Raw genomic sequence first — 14934 nt, forward strand, 5'->3', positions numbered from 1 at the left:
GGGGCGGGGGGGGGCCGAGCGCTCGGGGGTCTCGCCGCGGGAGCGGGTGCCGGTGTCGCCGGGGCCGGACACGGACCGGTCCGGCGTCGATCGCACGTTGCGCTCGCCCGGGTCGCGGCCGACGCGGGGGATGAGGTGGACGAGGTCGAGGAACTCGTCGGCCTGCCGGCGCAGGTCGTCGGCCACCATGGCGGGCTGGGTCTGGATGGTGGAGACCACGGTCACCCGCACGCCCTTGCGCTGCATGGCCTCGACGAGGGAGCGGAAGTCGCCGTCGCCGGAGAACAGCACCATGTGGTCGATGCGGGGCGCGAGTTCGAGGGCATCGATGGCGAGCTCGATGTCCATGTTGCCCTTGATCTTGCGGCGCCCGGCCGAATCGACGAACTCCTTGGCGGGCTTGGTCACGACCCGATAGCCGTTGTAGTCGAGCCAATCGATGAGCGGACGGATCGACGAGTATTCCTGGTCCTCGACCATGGCAGTGTAGTAGAAGGCCCGGATGAGATTGTCGCGCGCCTGGAACTCCTTCAACAGACGACGGTAATCGATGTCGAACCCGAGGGCCTTGGTCGCGGCGTAGAGATTGGCCCCGTCGATGAACAGGGCGCTGCGCTGTTGTGCGCTCATGAAACGATCCAATTTTCCGATACGAAGTCAGGCCGCGGCCGCTTCGCGCATCATGATCTCTGTCGAATTTCGCAATCTAGAGTCTGTCTTTCGACCGTCTTCGACCGGATTTTAATCAACGAAATCGATAAAATGGCGACGGCTCGCCGGCGCGCGGCGAAACAGCCGCGCGTAGTAGGGCACCGAGGCGATTTATGTCAAGCTTGACCAGTATTAAGTGTAGAAATTCTAAGTTTCCCGGACTGGTTTAGTCGAAATTCTACCGAAACCGGAAATAAATCTCTCCTCAAGCCGGGCCGCCGTCTTGGCCGGCTCGATCCCGCTGCGCCGGAGCCATGCGACGGCCTCAGGCCTTCGGCACGACCCGGCTGCCGGGCTTGACCGCCGGCAGGGCCGCGAGTTCGGGCGGCAGGGCGTCGGCCGGGTAGGCCGGGATGTCGAGGGTCACGAGGGTGACGAGGGGCAGGCCGATCTCGCCGCGCCCGCCCGAGCGGTCGATGAGGCAGGCCGCGCCGACGATTTCGCCGGCCTCGCCGGAGAGGGAGGCGAGGCATTCGCGGGCCGAGAGCCCGGTGGTGACGATGTCCTCGACGATGACGGCCCGCGTCCCCGCCGGGATGCTGAAGCCGCGCCGCAGGGTGAAGGGGCCGCCGGGATCGCGCTCCACGAAGATGGCGCGGGCGCCGAGGTGCCGCGCGGTCTCGTAGCCCGGCACGATGCCGCCGATGGCCGGCGAGACCACGATGTCGATGGGGCCGAACCGCTTGGTGATCGCGGCCGCGAGGGCCTTGCACAGGCGCTCGGTGCGGACCGGATCGGAGAAGATCGCCATCTTCTGGAGAAATACCCCGGAATGCAGGCCGGAACTGAGGACGAAATGCCCCTCCAACAGGGCGTTCGCGTCGCGGAATTCGGCGAGCACCTGCTCAGGGGTCATGGTCGGCTCCGGTCTTCTTCGCGGTCTTCGGAAATCGGTCCGTGTGTAAGCAGGGGCGGAGGACGGGCGCAAGCGCCTGGTCCCGATCCTCACCAACACCGTCGTCTTCGGTCGTCAGCCGGCAGCGCGGGTCCCCTCTTCGTTCAGGCAGGGCGATCGCAGCTGATGGTCGCGGTCTGAAGCCGCCGCCGAAGGGCGTCGTCGAACAAGCGGAGTTTCCGGTGCGCATCCCCTCTCCCCGCCTGCGGGGAGAGGGACGCGTCTCCCCCCTGCCGGGGAGCGCGTCGAGGCGGCAGCCGAAGGTGAGGGGGCGAATCCGGAAGAGGCTCCTCCGACGAAGCCCCCTCACCGTCGCTGCGGCTCCGCCTTCGCTCGCCGCAGGCACGGCGGGGTGCCTGCGGCCCTCTCCCCGCAGGCGGGGAGAGGGGGATGCGCACCTGCGTTCTGCACGAAGGGGCAAGGGCCGGCCCAAACGCATGCACCCATCCGCGATCGCCCTGCCTGGAAGGAGAGGGAGCCTGTCGTGTCTCCCGCCCATCGAACCCGGAGCAGGAAGCACGACGGTCTCCACAGCAAGCCGGAGCTCACCCGTTCACCCGGTCAACCCGAGCGACGGTGCGCTTGGCGCGCAGCTCCGCCACGATGGCGTTGAGGTGCTTCAGGTCCCAGACGGCGAGATCGATGACGATTTCGGTGAAATCCTGGGTCTTTCGCTTCATCGACAGGTTGTCGATGTTGCCGTCGTGGTCGGCGATGACCTGGGCAATGGAGGCGAGCACGCCGGGCTCGTTGATGGACTGGAGGGCGAGACGCGCCGGGAAGCGCTCGCTGGCGCCGGCCTCGACGTCCCAGCGCACGTCGAGCCAGCGGTCGGGCTCGTTGTCGAAGGCGGCCAGGGCCGCCGACTGGATCGGGTAGATGGTCACGCCGATGCCGGGGGTGAGGATGCCGACGATGCGGTCGCCCGGCACGGCGCCGCCATTGGGCGCGAAGCTCACCGGCAGGTCGGTGTCGAGGCCCCGGATGGGGATCGCGTCGGGCCGTCCCGCCTCGCCCGGCCCCTCGGGGAAGGTCAGACGCATGGTCTGGTCCTTCGAGAGGCTGAGTCGGCCCGCGCCCCCGGCGGCGGGCTGCTGCAGGGGGGAGGGCACCGGGCGGCGCTCGTCCTTGTGGTCGGGATAGACCGCCCGCACCACGTCGCCCGAGAACATCTCGCCCCGGCCGACGGCCGCGAACACGTCCTCGGTGGAGGTCCGGGCGAGCCGGGGCAGGGCGCCGCGCAGCTTGTCCTCGGAGAAGCTCTTGGCCGCCCGCTCAAAGGCGCGGTCGAGGATCTGGCGCCCGAGGCCGGCATATTGCCGCCGCACGGCCGAGCGCGTCGCCCGGCGGATGGCGGCGCGCGCCTTGCCCGTCACCACGAGGGATTCCCAGGCCGCCGGGGGCGACTGGCCGTCGGCGCGGGCGATCTCGACCTCGTCGCCGTTGACGAGCTCGTGCAGGAGCGGCGCCATGCGGCCGTTGATCTTGGCCCCCACGGCCGAGTTGCCCACATCGGTGTGGACCGCGTAGGCGAAGTCGATGGGGGTGGCGCCCCGCGGCAGGGCGATGAGCCGGCCCTTCGGCGTGAAGCAGAACACCTGGTCCTGGAACAGCTCGAGCTTGGTGTGCTCCAGAAATTCCTCCGGGCTGTCGCCCTCGGCGAGCAGCTCGATGGTGCGGCGCAGCCACTGGTAGGCGCCGCTTTCGGTGGCGAGGCGCGGCGGGGCGCCGGCGTCATCCTTCCCACCGCCGTCCTTGGCACCCGCCTCCTTGTAGAGGGCGTGGGCGGCGATGCCGTACTCGGCGATCTCGTCCATGGCGGCGGTGCGGATCTGCAGCTCGACGCGCTGGCTCTTCGGGCCGATCACCGTGGTGTGGATCGAGCGGTAATCGTTCTGCTTCGCGGTCGAGATGTAGTCCTTGTACCGCCCCGGCACCATCGGCCAGGTGGTGTGGACGACGCCGAGCGCCCCGTAGCAGTCGGCGAGGGTCTCGACGATGATGCGAAAGCCGAAGATGTCCGACAATTGCTCGAAGGCGACGGACTTGCGCTCCATCTTGGCCGAGATCGAGTAGGGCCGCTTCTGCCGCCCCGTCACCGCGGCGGTGATCCCCTGCGCGGCGAGGCGGGCGGTGAGGTCCTGCTCGATGCTCTCGACCAGGCGCTCGGATTTCGCCGAGAGGTCGGCGAGGCGCTGGGCGATGGTGGCGTAGATCTCGGGCTTGAGGTTGCGGAGCGCCAGGTCTTCCAGCTCCTCGCGCATCTCCTGCATGCCCATCCGGCCGGCGAGCGGCGCGTAGATGTCGAGGGTCTCCTCGGCGATGCGCTCGCGCTTGTCCACGCGCATGTGGTGGAGGGTGCGCATGTTGTGGAGGCGGTCGGCGAGCTTGACCAGCAGCACGCGCACGTCCGCCGCCACGGCGAGCAGCAGCTTGCGAAAGTTCTCGCCCTGGGCGGCGCGCTTCGAGACGAGGTCGAGGCGCTTCAGCTTGGTCAGGCCGTCCACGAGGGCGCCGATCTCGGGGCTGAAGATCTCGCGGATCTCGTCGAGGGTGGCGGCGGTGTCCTCCACGGTGTCGTGCAGCACGGCGGCCACGATGGTGGCGTCGTCGAGCCGCAGGTCGGTGAGGATGGCGGCGACTTCGAGGGGATGGGCGAAGAACGGGTCGCCCGACGCCCGCTTCTGGGTGCCGTGGGCGCGCATGGCGTAGACGTAGGCGCGGTTGAGCAGGGCTTCGTCCGCGGCGGGGTTGTAGCGCTTGACCCGCTCGACAAGCTCGTATTGGCGCATCATCCGCGAGTGAGACCCTTTTTGCGACTTCGACGCCCGCATCACACGGGCCGGAGCGCAATTTGTCCCGCATCGCACGCGCCCACGCCAGCCCGAAAGCGCCGCAGGCCGGCATTTAAGGCGCCGCAGGACGGGTTCTCGGCCGGTGGGAGGCAAGAAAAAACCCGGCCGCGGGGCCGGGTTGCTGGTCGCGCGCCGTGAAGGCTGCCGATTACTCGGCCTCTTCGTCCGTCTCCGTCGGCGGGGCGAGGTTCTCGAGGCCGCGCAGAAGATCTTCCTCGCTCATGCGGTCGAACTGCACGTCGTCGCTGGTGGATTGCGGGGCGACGGCGGCGGCGGCGGGCGAGCTCGACAGCAGGGGCACGGTCTCGGCCTCGGGCTCGTCGACCTCGACGTATTTCTGCATCGAGTGGATGAGCTGTTCCTTGAGGTCGTCGGCCGTGATGGTCGCGTCGCCGATCTCGCGCAGGGCGCAGACGGGGTTCTTGTCGCGGTCGCGGTCGATGGTCAGGGGCGCGCCGGCGGCGAGCAGGCGGGCGCGGTGACTGGCGAGCAGCACGAGCTCGAACCGGTTCTCGACCTTGTCGATGCAGTCTTCAACGGTGACGCGAGCCATGGGGGCGGCTCCTTCCTCGAACAGGGTTTAGGGAATTGAACCGGCCTCTTACACCCCTTGACGCGCGGCAACAAGACGTGCCTCCGGAAGGGGACGGGGCATGCGGAGGACGGGGCGGATGACGCGGGGATCACACGTCCGGGCCGTGGTGGCGCTGAGTGTTCTGCTCGCCGGCCCCGCGCGGGCCGAGGAGCCCCCTTGCGATGCCGCCGACATCGCCGTCGCGACGATCCCGGTGCCGCCCCAGAGCGCGACGGCCTACCGGCGCGCCGAACTCGTCGGGCGCGCCGCCGCGCAGGCGCCGGGCGCCGGAATCGTGCTGCTCGGCGACAGTCTCACGGAGCTGTGGCCCGAGGCCCTGGCCCGCGAGACTTTTGGCGATGGCCTCCTCAACCTCGGCGTCGGCAGCGACCGGACCCAGAACGTGCTGTGGCGCCTGCAGGACGCGCGTTACGCCCGGCTCGCGCCCCGCACCGTGTTCCTCATGATCGGCACCAACAACCTCGGCTACGGCGACAAGGCCTGCGCCATCCTCGACGGCATCCGCCGGATCGTCGACCGGATCGACGCGCTCTGGCACAGGCCCGCCCTCGTCGTCGTCGGCACCCCGCCGCGGGGCCGGAAATCGGCGTTCCGCGATGACGCGCGCACGGCCCTGAACCGCGCGGTGGCGGAGCTCCTGGCGGGGCGGGGCGGCGCCGTCCTGGTGGAGGGCGCCGACGCCGCCCTGCGCTGCGCCGACGACCAATGTCCGACCTTCCTGCCCGACATGGTCCACCTCACGCCGGAGGGATACGCGACCCTCGGCGCCGCCATCCGCGCCCGGCGGGCCCCGGCGCCCGCCCCGTGAGCGCCCGCCCTGGGGCCGCCCGGTCCCGACCACGTCCCATCCTCCCTTCGGATCGCCCATGACCATTTCCAACGACGGCGACCTCGTCCTCCTCGAAGAGATCGGGCGCATCGTCGCCAACGCCCTCGCGGCCATGGGCGCGGCCCTCGAGCCCGGCATGACCACGGCGGAACTGGACCGGATCGGCCGGGGCATCCTGGAGGCCGCCGGGGCCCGGCCCGGACCCGAGCTGTCCTACGGTTTCCCGGGGGCGACCTGCATCAGCGTCAACGAGGAGATCGCCCACGGCATCCCGGGCCCGCGCCGGATCGGGGCCGGCGACCTCGTGAACATCGATGTCTCGGCGGAGAAGAACGGGATCTTCGCCGATACGGGCGCCTCCTTCGCCGTGCCGCCCGTGACGAAATCCGTCGAACGCCTGTGCCGGGACGGGCGCCGGGCCCTGTGGACCGGCATCCGGCAGGTCGGGGCCGACCGGCCGCTCGCTGGCATCGGGCTGGCCATCGGCGACTTCGCGCGGAAGAACCGCTACACCCTCGTCCGCAACCTCGCGAGCCACGGGGTCGGCCAGTCCCTCCACGAGGAGCCGAAGGAGATCGCCACCTGGCCCGACCGCTCCGAGCGGCGGATCATGGGCGAAGGCCTCGTCTTCACCATCGAACCGTTCCTCTCCCTCGGCAGCACCTTCGCCGACGGCGGCGACGACGGCTGGACCCTGTTCGGCGACCCCAGGGCCCCGACGGTCCAGTACGAGCACACCGTCGTGGCGACGCGCCAGGGCGCCCTGGTGGTGACGCGGCCGGGGTGACCGGGGGACGGAGGCACGCCTCCGATGGGGACGGCTCTCCAAGATGGAAAGCAGGCTTTCACTTAAGGCCACTTCCGTGCAATTCTGATGGCATGAAATACGAGCGCGCCACACAGACGCCGTTCGAGGTCCTGGACGGGCTGCGCGAGGTGGGACGGGCCCTCAGGGCCGCGCGCCTGCGCCGACGTCAGCCCGCAGCCGACCTCGCGGCCCGCGTGGGGGTCTCCCTTCCGACCCTGCGCAAGCTCGAGAACGGCGACCCGACGGTTTCGCTCGGCGTCTTCGCCAAGGCCGCCTGGGTCCTCGGCCTCCTTCCGGCCGTCCGGCACGCGGTCAGTCCCGAGAACGACCACCTCGCCGCCGCCATGGAAACCGCCCGCCTTCCCAGCCGTGCGCGTCGCCCGCGCGAGGCGAATCTCGATGACCTCTGAGGTCTATGTCCATGTCCGCCACCGGGGCGGCGCCACGGACCTCGCCGGCCGGTATCGCCGCGTCGCGCCGGCGGCCGGGCAACCCTACGGCGAATTCGCCTATGTCGGGTCCTGGCTGAGGAACGATCATGGCCGGGCCTTCGCCCTCGATCCGGAACACCTGCCGCTTCAGCCGGGGCCATTCAGGAGCACCGGCCGCGGCCGGCTTCCGGGCGTCCTGGCGGATGCCACCCCGGACCGCTGGGGCCGGCGGCTCATCGCGCATCGGCGGCCGGTCGACAGGTCCCCGATGACGGCGGGCGACTGGTTGCTCGCCACCGGGGACGAGCGCGTCGGATGCCTCGCCTTCTCCGAAACCCCGGCCCCGCCGCCACCCCATCCCGGCTACGCGGCCATGGCCGACCTCGACGGCATTGCGGACGGGTTTGAACGTCTGGAACGCGGTGAGGCGGTCGAAGGGCTGGCGGCCCGCCTCTGGAGCGCGGGCGCAAGCATGGGCGGCGCCCGGCCGAAGGCCGTCGTGGAACACCAGGGCACCCTATGGATCGCCAAGTTCCAGCGGCGGGACGACACCTACGACCAATGCGGCGCCGAGCATGCGACGATGCGCTTGGCATCCCGGTGCGGGATCGACGCCGCTGAGACCAAGCTGCTCCCTGTCGGGCCTCGCAAGGTCATCCTGGTCAAGCGCTTCGACCGCGATCCGGTCACGCACGAACCGACGGCCCATTACCTGAGCGGATTGACCGCCCTCGGACTGGACGAGACGTCCGATTCCGGCTCCTACCCCGAACTCGCCCTCTTCCTCCTCCGGCACGGCGCGCGGAACGTATCGGACCGCCATGAACTCTTCCGCCGCATGGTGTTCAACGTCCTGTGCGGCAACCGGGACGACCACCTCAAGAATCACGCCGTCCTACGGCGCGACGGCGCGTGGCGGCTGTCCCCGGCCTTTGACGTGGTTCCTCAACCGGACATGGATCCGCAGCAGGCCATCGGGGTCGGCCGATCCGGGAGCTACCCGACGATCGGCAACGGCCTGACCCGGGCCGCGGATTTCGACCTCTCGCAAGACGATGCCCGCGGACTTGTCGCCGACCTCGCTGCCCGGATGCGATCCTGGCGGCAGGATTTTGCCGCCGACGGCGTCGACGCGGTCACGATCGGGCGGCTCGCGCGGGCCTTCTCGACGGAACTGGAGCGTCCCGGGTGATCCCCGGCGCCGCGTCGGAGGCCGCGTCGAACACGCGCTCTTTCCCCGGCGTCCCGTCTTTCTCCACCGGATGCCGGCGTTCGGTCTATCCGGGGTTGGCGACGGCCCAGCGGCCGTTCTGGGTGCGGCCACCGTAGCCGTAGGCGTCACCGTCGACGGCGTGGACGAAGACGTAGCATTCCGGGTGCAGCGGGCCGATGAGGTCCGCCATCCCGTCGAAGGCGGCACGGACGAAGGCCGTGGTCTCGGCCTTCGTGTTGGTCCCGGCGGTGATCTTGATGTCGAGCCAGAACGCCGACAGCCCCGCCTCCGTCGGGCGCGTCCCGGCGATGAACCAGCCCTGCGGGTCGGCTTCCTCGACTAGCACGGCCGTGACCTCCGGGTCCTTGCCGAGCCGCTCGGCCCCGAGGCGGGCGGCCAGGCGGGCGATGTCCGACCGGAGATCGGGCCGCGGCGATGCGGTGACGTAGCGGACGGTGATCATGGGCATCGAAAAACCTCCTCGGCATGGGTGCGGAGATCAATCTGCCCCTGGTTCCATCTCCGTGAAACGCTATGATGCACACTCCTGATCATAGCGGTTCGGTATCATGCTCGATCTCGCCTCGGTTCGCCTGTTCATCCTCGCGGTGGAATTCGGCAACCTCACGCGGGCCGCGGAGGCGGCCGGGACGGTGCAGCCCGTGGTCAGCACGCGCCTCAAGGGCCTGGAGGCGGCCCTCGGCCGCAAGCTCCTCGAACGCACGCCCCGCTTCGTCCGGCCGACGGAGGATGGCCTGGCCTTCCTCGCCAAGGCCCGGGCGCTGATGGCCGCGCACGACGCGGCCACGTGCTTCGACGACGCGCCGACGGCGCGGTTCGCCATCGGCGCGAGCGATCATGCCCTGGGGACCGGGCTGGAGGACGTGATCCGCCACGTCCGCGCGGCGCTGCCGCCGACGAGCGCCCTCGAACTCCGCCTCGGCGTGTCCCAGCAGGTCCGTGCCCTGTTCGACGGGGGCGACCTCGATGCCGTCATCGTCCGCCGCGAAGCGGGCGGCGCGGAGGGCGAGGTGCTCGGCACGGACCCCCTGGGCTGGCGGTGCGCGGACGGGAACGCCGTCGCGCCGGACCGTCCCCTGCCGCTCGTCACCCTCGGGCCGGCCTGCGGGGTCAGGTCCATGGCGATCCGGCGCCTCGAGGCGGCCAACCGGCCGTGGCGGGAAGCCTTCGTCGGCGGGAGCTGCATCGCCCTCGCGGCCGCCGTGAGGGCGGGGCTCGGCATCGCCCCCATGGGGGCCGTCGCCTCCGGGCGCATGGCCGACGCCGGCGCGCGCCTCGGTCTCCCCGACCTGCCGCCCTCGGAGATCGTGATGTTCGCCCGCACCGGGTCCCCGACGGCGAGCGCCGCCGCACGGGCCCTCGAAGCGGCGGTCCGGACCATGCTGCGGACGACGTGACGGCACGGGTCGACAGCCCCCCGCGCACGTTCGAGGGGTGCGTCTCAATCCGTTCGCCACCCGCCGCAACTTACCCCGGCGACAACGCCGCGGACGCCCCCTATCGTCGCGCGGGCCGGTCCCGTGCAGAGACGGGGTCCCGGAAGGCATCCGGATGCGGGCGTGAAGCACATCGGTGCTCCCTCTCCTGTTTGGGCTACGGTATTTACACATCTCGCGGGATGCTCGGGTCCCCTCTCCTGGAAGGCTACTGGATTCACACAATCGCGAACGGGCCGATCTCGTGCAGAGACAGGGCCCCTGACGGCAACCGGATGCGGGCGTGAGGCCCATCGGGGCTCCCTCTCCTGGAAGGAGAGGGTTGGGGTGAGGTGTGCGAACTTTCCGGAGAAGCCACACACCTCACCCTGTCCCTCTCCTTCCAGGAGAGGGGACCCGCGCTGCCCGCGAGATGTGTGAATGCCGTAGCCTGGAAGGAGAGGGAGCCCCGGTGCGCCTCCCGCCCGCGTCCGGATGCCTGCCGCGGCACGGAATCGGCCCATTCGCAGTTGTTTGAATCCGGTAGCCTGTAAAAATATGACTATCATCGCGCGAGACCGGACAAGCGGAGCCCCAAGCCCATGAAGACCTTGCTCAGCCGACGCAGCCTGCTCGCCTGCGGCTGCGGCCTCGGCGCCGCCTGCTTCGCCGCCACCGGCCTACCAAGCGGTGCATTCGCCGCGAGCCCATCGACGAAGAAAACCACGCTCACCGCCGACGAGGCCCTGGAGACCCTGAAGCAGGGCAACCGCGCCTACCAGACCGACAGCCCCGTGCGCGCCGTGCAGGGCCGCGAGCGCCGCATCGAGATCGCCCTGGGCCAGACGCCGTTCGTGGTTCTGGTGAGCTGCTCGGATTCCCGCGTCTCGCCCGAGATCCTGTTCGGCCGGGGCCTCGGCGAACTCTTCATCGTGCGCAACGCCGGCAACTGCGTCGACACGGCGGCCTTGGGCTCCATCGAATACGCCGTGTCGCAGCTCGGCGTGCCCCTGGTGCTGGTGATGGGCCACAGCCGCTGCGGCGCCGTGGAGGCCGCCATCGATGTGGTGAAGAACAACACCGTCTATCCCGGCTCCATCGGCCGGATGATCGAGCCCATCGTGCCGGCGGTCCTGTCCCAACGCGAAAAACCCGGCGACTTCGTCGAGAACTGCGTCCGCGCCAACGTCGACCGGGTCGTGGCCCGCCTGCGCGGCGCCTCGGAGCCGAGCCTGATCGACCCCCTCAAGGCGGGCAAGCTCCGCATCGTCGGCGCCGCCTACAGCCTCGACACCGGCACGGTGGATTTCTTCAACGAGGCCTGACCCGGCCCAGGGGCCTGACCCGGCCCAAGAGCACGATCAACAGCGCCGCGGGGACCGCTCACGGGTTCGCCGCCGGCGCCTTCGAGCGAACGCGCGCGGCGGCGGAGCGGAGTTGCACGACGGCGGTGCGCAGATGCGCGGTGGCATCGGTCAGGGCCTGTTCGCCGCGGCGGAAGACCGTGCTGCGCAGGGCGAGGAAGCGCGAGGCCACGTCGCGGCCCATCTTCATCCGGCGCATGCGCAGGCTCTTGCCGACGGAGAGCTGATCGGCCGCGACCTTGTCCGGGTCGGTGTAGAAGGCCGCGATCTTGGCGCTGTCCATGCCGGGGGTGGCGAGCCAATCCGGCAGGTGCCGGATCAGCACGGTCACGTCCGAGAGGGCCTTGGTGATGCCGGTGCCCCAGCCGGGGCAGGTGGTGCAGAACGCGTCGCCGATCACCACCACGCCGTCGCGCACGGGGTTGGCGATCTCGACGATGTCGATGGGGCGGTGCTGGACGGGGCCGACGGCCTCGACCGCTCCGTAGGTCCGGGTCAGGCCCGGCATCAGGCGCTGCAAGGCCGCTGCGGGATCGGCCAGGAAGGCCTCGGCGGCGGCCCCGCCCCGGGGCCAGTAGGTGAACAGGTTGGCGCGGACCTGGGTGCCGAGGGGGAACAGGGTGAGGTAGGCGATGCCGTCGCCGCCGCCCTCGGCGCTCCAGATCAGCTGCTCCCCCGCGAACAGGGCGTAGCTGCAGGCGGTGTTGAAGCCGTAGACCAGGGCGTGGCCCTGGCTCACCACGCGCCGCTCGAAACCGAGGGAGCGGGTCAGCGCCTCGCCGAGGCCGGTGGCGATGACGAGGAGCCGGCCCGCGTAGCGCCGGCCGTCCGCCAGGGTCAGGGTCTGGACCTCGGCCCCCGTCGTCATCCCGGTGACCCGGCCCGTCACGTTCCGGACGGTGTCCGGCATGGCGGCGCGGACGGCATCCACGAAGTCGGGATAATGGACGGCGTATTCCCGCGACGGCACGCGCTTGATCAGCCGGCTCCAGCGGCCCTCCACCACCGTGTGGATCTGCGTCGCCGCCGTGCGGGCGCCGGCCCCGAGACCGAGGCGATCGAGGACGTCCATCTCCCGGCCCGAGAACTTCTCGGCGCGGAATTCGCGCGGATGCGCGTCCCGGGCGGCGACGAGGAGGACGCGCCGCCCCTCGCGCGCCGCCGCCGCAGCGAAGCTGAGGCCGGCGATCCCGGCGCCGATCACCAGGGCGTCGTAGAGAATGGGATCCATCGACTGGACGGTCGGCGCGACGGAACCTGGGACTGGATCGGCGGTTTCGGGCTGGGACATGGCGGGACGGCTCCTGGGTCGCCGTGGCAGAACGAAACGCTCTGGAACATCGCGGCGGCCGGACGGGGGGCTCCGCGCAAATCCCGTGCGCGGCCCCGGACGAGGTGAACCGTGCCATTTTGCGACGCGTGATTGACTTGCGCGTCCCGCGATGCGAGTGGGCCGCCCTTTCCGGGACGGGGAATCCATGGCGCGCGCACTCATCTTTCCGGGCCAGGGCAGCCAGGCCGTCGGCATGGGCAAGGCGCTCGCCGACGGCTTCCCGCAGGCCCGCGCCGTGTTCGAGGAAGTCGATGCGGCGTTGGGCCAGAATCTCTCGCGCCTGATGTTCGAGGGGCCGGTGGAGGAACTCACCCTCACGGCCAACGCCCAGCCGGCCCTGATGGCCGCGTCCCTCGCGACCCTGCGGGTACTGGAGGCCGAGCGCGGCCTCGACCTCCGGCGCGACGTGGCCTGCGTCGCCGGCCACTCGCTGGGCGAGTACACGGCCCTCGCCGCCGCCGGCACCTTCTCCATCGCCGACGCGGCGCGGTTGCTGCGTATCCGCGGGCAGGCGATGCAGGCGGCGGTGGCGCCGGGGGCGGGCGCCATGGCGGCCCTCATCGGCGCCGAGATCGAGGCCGCCCAGGCCATCGCCGAGGAGGCGCGGGAGGGCGCCGTGTGCGATGTCGCCAACGACAACGGCGGCGGCCAGGTGGTGCTGTCGGGCGACCGGGCTGCCGTGGAGCGCGCCGTGGCCCTGGCGCAGGCGCGCGGGATCAAGCGCGCGGTGATGCTCAACGTCTCGGCACCGTTCCACTGCCGGCTCATGGCCCCGGCCGCCGAGGCCATGCGGGCCGCTCTGGGCGACGTCGCCATGCACAGTCCCGTGGTGCCGGTCTACGCCAACGTGCTGGCCGCCCCGGTCACCGACCGCGACGCCATCCGCGACGCCCTGGTGGCCCAGGTCACCGGGACCGTGCGCTGGCGCGAGGGCGTCGCCGCCATGGCGGCGGCCGGCATCGACATCTTCAACGAGATCGGCACCGGCAAGGTGCTCACCGGCCTCGTCAAGCGCATCGCGCCGGGGGCGGCGGCGAGCGCCGTCGGCACCCCCGAGGACGTCACCGCGTTCCCCACCTTCTGAGCACAGGACGACCCATGTTCGATCTCACCGGCCGCAGGGCCCTCGTCACCGGCGCCACGGGCGGCCTCGGCGGCGCCATCGCCAGGACCCTGCACGCGCAAGGGGCCACCGTAACGGTGTCGGGCACCCGGCGCCCGGCCCTCGAAGCCCTCGTGGCCGACCTCGGGGGGGAGCGCCTCCACATCGTCGAGTGCGACCTCTCCGACAAGGCGGCGGTGGAGGCCCTGGTGCCGGCGGCGGAGGCGGCCATGGGCGGCCTCGACGTGCTGGTGAACAACGCCGGCATCACCCGCGACAACCTCGTCCTGCGGATGAAGGACGACGAATGGGACGCGGTCATCGCCGTCAACCTCACGGCCGCCTTCCGCCTGTCCCGGGCCGCCGTGAAGGGCATGATGAAGCGCCGCCACGGCCGCATCGTCAACATCGGATCGGTGGTCGGCACCACGGGCAATCCGGGGCAGGTGAACTACGCCGCCGCCAAGGCCGGCCTCGTCGGCATGACCAAGGCCATGGCGGCCGAGGTCGCCACCCGCAACCTCACGGTCAACTGCATCGCGCCGGGCTTCATCACCTCGCCGATGACGGATGCGCTCAACGACAAGCAGCGCGAGGGCATCCTCACCCGCGTGCCCATGAACCGCCTCGGCACCGGGCCTGAGATCGCCGCCGCCACCCTCTACCTCGCCTCCGACGAGGCCGGCTACGTCACCGGCCAGACCCTCCACGTCAACGGCGGCATGGCGATGGTGTGAGGGCAAGCTTTGCTGCACCGCACACCCGCAAAAGCCCCGGGCGGGCGGAAAAAGCCACGGCGATGAACGGCTTGTGAACCGGGCCTCGCCAGGGCAGGAACCCTGTGTTAACACCCCGCCTGCCGTGCGAGGGGGGTTGACGGTTCGGCGTGTTGCGGAGATTCCCATAACGATGTGGACCAGGTCGAGGACCACTCGCCCGAGGGCCACCCGAAACGCGCGCGAGCGAACACACCGGCCGCATCCCGGACCAGCACAACCGGTCACGGGCCGGCGGCCACGGCGACACCATCACGACTCTTGAAGAGCTAAGGACCAAGACCGATGAGCGATATCGCTGAGCGCGTGAAGAAGATCGTTGTCGAACACCTCGGCGTCGAGCCGGAGAAGGTGGTCGAGGGCGCGAACTTCATCGATGATCTCGGCGCCGACAGCCTCGACACCGTCGAGCTCGTGATGGCGTTCGAGGAGGAATTCAACGTCGAGATCCCCGACGACGCCGCCGAGACCATCCAGACGGTCGGCGACGCGGTGAAGTTCCTCGAGAAGAACTCCGCCTAATTCACACCGAGACGAGGCGCCGGATGCGGGGTCGGCCAGACCCCGCGCGCCGTTCGTTTCACGA

The 14934-nt window shown here is 70.6% G+C and carries 15 protein-coding genes; 9 read left to right on the plus strand and 6 right to left on the minus strand.

Annotated features, from left to right (window positions below; genetic code table 11):
* The 4 genes from FV218_RS08775 to rpoZ form a co-directional block, all read right to left on the minus strand.
* Positions 1–630 (minus strand): NYN domain-containing protein (locus tag FV218_RS08775; protein ID WP_246685046.1); only part of this gene is annotated, 630 nt, incomplete at its 3' end.
* Positions 631–976: 346 nt separating this feature from the next.
* Positions 977–1567: an orotate phosphoribosyltransferase gene (pyrE, locus tag FV218_RS08780; RefSeq protein WP_147709445.1), complete on the minus strand. Its 591-nt coding sequence runs from the start codon at positions 1565–1567 to the stop codon at positions 977–979.
* Positions 1568–2151: 584 nt separating this feature from the next.
* Positions 2152–4401 (minus strand): bifunctional (p)ppGpp synthetase/guanosine-3',5'-bis(diphosphate) 3'-pyrophosphohydrolase, encoded by a 2250-nt coding sequence (locus FV218_RS08790; protein ID WP_147709446.1) that lies wholly within the window; start codon positions 4399–4401, stop codon positions 2152–2154.
* A 208-nt stretch (positions 4402–4609) separates the two neighbouring features.
* Entirely contained in the window at positions 4610–5014 is a 405-nt protein-coding gene (rpoZ, locus tag FV218_RS08795) for a DNA-directed RNA polymerase subunit omega (RefSeq protein WP_056092390.1), read from the minus strand.
* Positions 5015–5132: 118 nt separating this feature from the next.
* Here rpoZ and FV218_RS08800 point away from each other — a divergent pair, with 118 nt between their 5' ends.
* From FV218_RS08800 to FV218_RS08815, 4 genes are all read left to right on the plus strand, one after another.
* Complete coding sequence (locus FV218_RS08800) at positions 5133–5864, plus strand: GDSL-type esterase/lipase family protein (protein WP_187273003.1); 732 nt, start codon at positions 5133–5135, stop codon at positions 5862–5864.
* 58 nt (positions 5865–5922) lie between these two features.
* Positions 5923–6672 (plus strand): type I methionyl aminopeptidase, encoded by a 750-nt coding sequence (gene map, locus FV218_RS08805; protein WP_056092381.1) that lies wholly within the window; start codon positions 5923–5925, stop codon positions 6670–6672.
* 92 nt (positions 6673–6764) lie between these two features.
* The gene (locus tag FV218_RS08810) at positions 6765–7103 is read left to right on the plus strand and encodes a helix-turn-helix transcriptional regulator (protein WP_056092378.1); all 339 of its coding nucleotides are present in this window, start codon (positions 6765–6767) and stop codon (positions 7101–7103) included.
* Positions 7063–8316 carry a type II toxin-antitoxin system HipA family toxin gene (locus tag FV218_RS08815; protein WP_147709448.1) on the plus strand — a complete coding sequence of 418 codons (1254 nt, stop codon included), beginning with the start codon at positions 7063–7065 and terminating at the stop codon, positions 8314–8316. Before FV218_RS08810 ends, FV218_RS08815 begins: the two co-directional genes overlap by 41 nt.
* An 85-nt stretch (positions 8317–8401) precedes the next feature.
* On the opposite strand, the gene FV218_RS08820 is transcribed toward FV218_RS08815, so the two are convergent.
* Positions 8402–8806, minus strand: coding sequence for a 4-oxalocrotonate tautomerase family protein (locus tag FV218_RS08820; RefSeq protein WP_147709449.1), 405 nt, complete (start codon positions 8804–8806; stop codon positions 8402–8404).
* Positions 8807–8906: 100 nt separating this feature from the next.
* Between FV218_RS08820 and FV218_RS08825 the strand changes: the two genes are divergently transcribed.
* The gene (locus tag FV218_RS08825; RefSeq protein WP_147709450.1) at positions 8907–9755 is read left to right on the plus strand and encodes a LysR family transcriptional regulator; all 849 of its coding nucleotides are present in this window, start codon (positions 8907–8909) and stop codon (positions 9753–9755) included.
* 620 nt (positions 9756–10375) lie between these two features.
* Positions 10376–11098 carry a carbonic anhydrase gene (locus tag FV218_RS08830; RefSeq protein WP_147709451.1) on the plus strand — a complete coding sequence of 241 codons (723 nt, stop codon included), beginning with the start codon at positions 10376–10378 and terminating at the stop codon, positions 11096–11098.
* Positions 11099–11156: 58 nt separating this feature from the next.
* Here FV218_RS08830 and FV218_RS08835 read toward each other — a convergent pair whose 3' ends face one another.
* Positions 11157–12368 (minus strand): NAD(P)/FAD-dependent oxidoreductase, encoded by a 1212-nt coding sequence (locus FV218_RS08835; RefSeq protein ID WP_187273004.1) that lies wholly within the window; start codon positions 12366–12368, stop codon positions 11157–11159.
* A gap of 247 nt (positions 12369–12615) precedes the next feature.
* Between FV218_RS08835 and fabD the strand changes: the two genes are divergently transcribed.
* The 3 genes from fabD (at position 12616) to FV218_RS08850 (ending at position 14870) form a co-directional block, all read left to right on the plus strand.
* On the plus strand, positions 12616–13554 hold the full coding sequence (gene fabD, locus FV218_RS08840) for an ACP S-malonyltransferase (RefSeq protein WP_147709453.1): 939 nt from the start codon (positions 12616–12618) through the stop codon (positions 13552–13554).
* Between the two features lie 14 nt (positions 13555–13568).
* Positions 13569–14309 (plus strand): 3-oxoacyl-[acyl-carrier-protein] reductase, encoded by a 741-nt coding sequence (gene fabG / locus FV218_RS08845; protein WP_056092357.1) that lies wholly within the window; start codon positions 13569–13571, stop codon positions 14307–14309.
* Between the two features lie 324 nt (positions 14310–14633).
* The gene (locus tag FV218_RS08850) at positions 14634–14870 is read left to right on the plus strand and encodes an acyl carrier protein (RefSeq protein WP_018044468.1); all 237 of its coding nucleotides are present in this window, start codon (positions 14634–14636) and stop codon (positions 14868–14870) included.
* The last annotated feature ends 64 nt before the right edge of the window (positions 14871–14934 follow it).

This window comes from Methylobacterium sp. WL69 (assembly GCF_008039485.1).
In the GTDB taxonomy this organism is placed as follows: domain Bacteria; phylum Pseudomonadota; class Alphaproteobacteria; order Rhizobiales; family Beijerinckiaceae; genus Methylobacterium.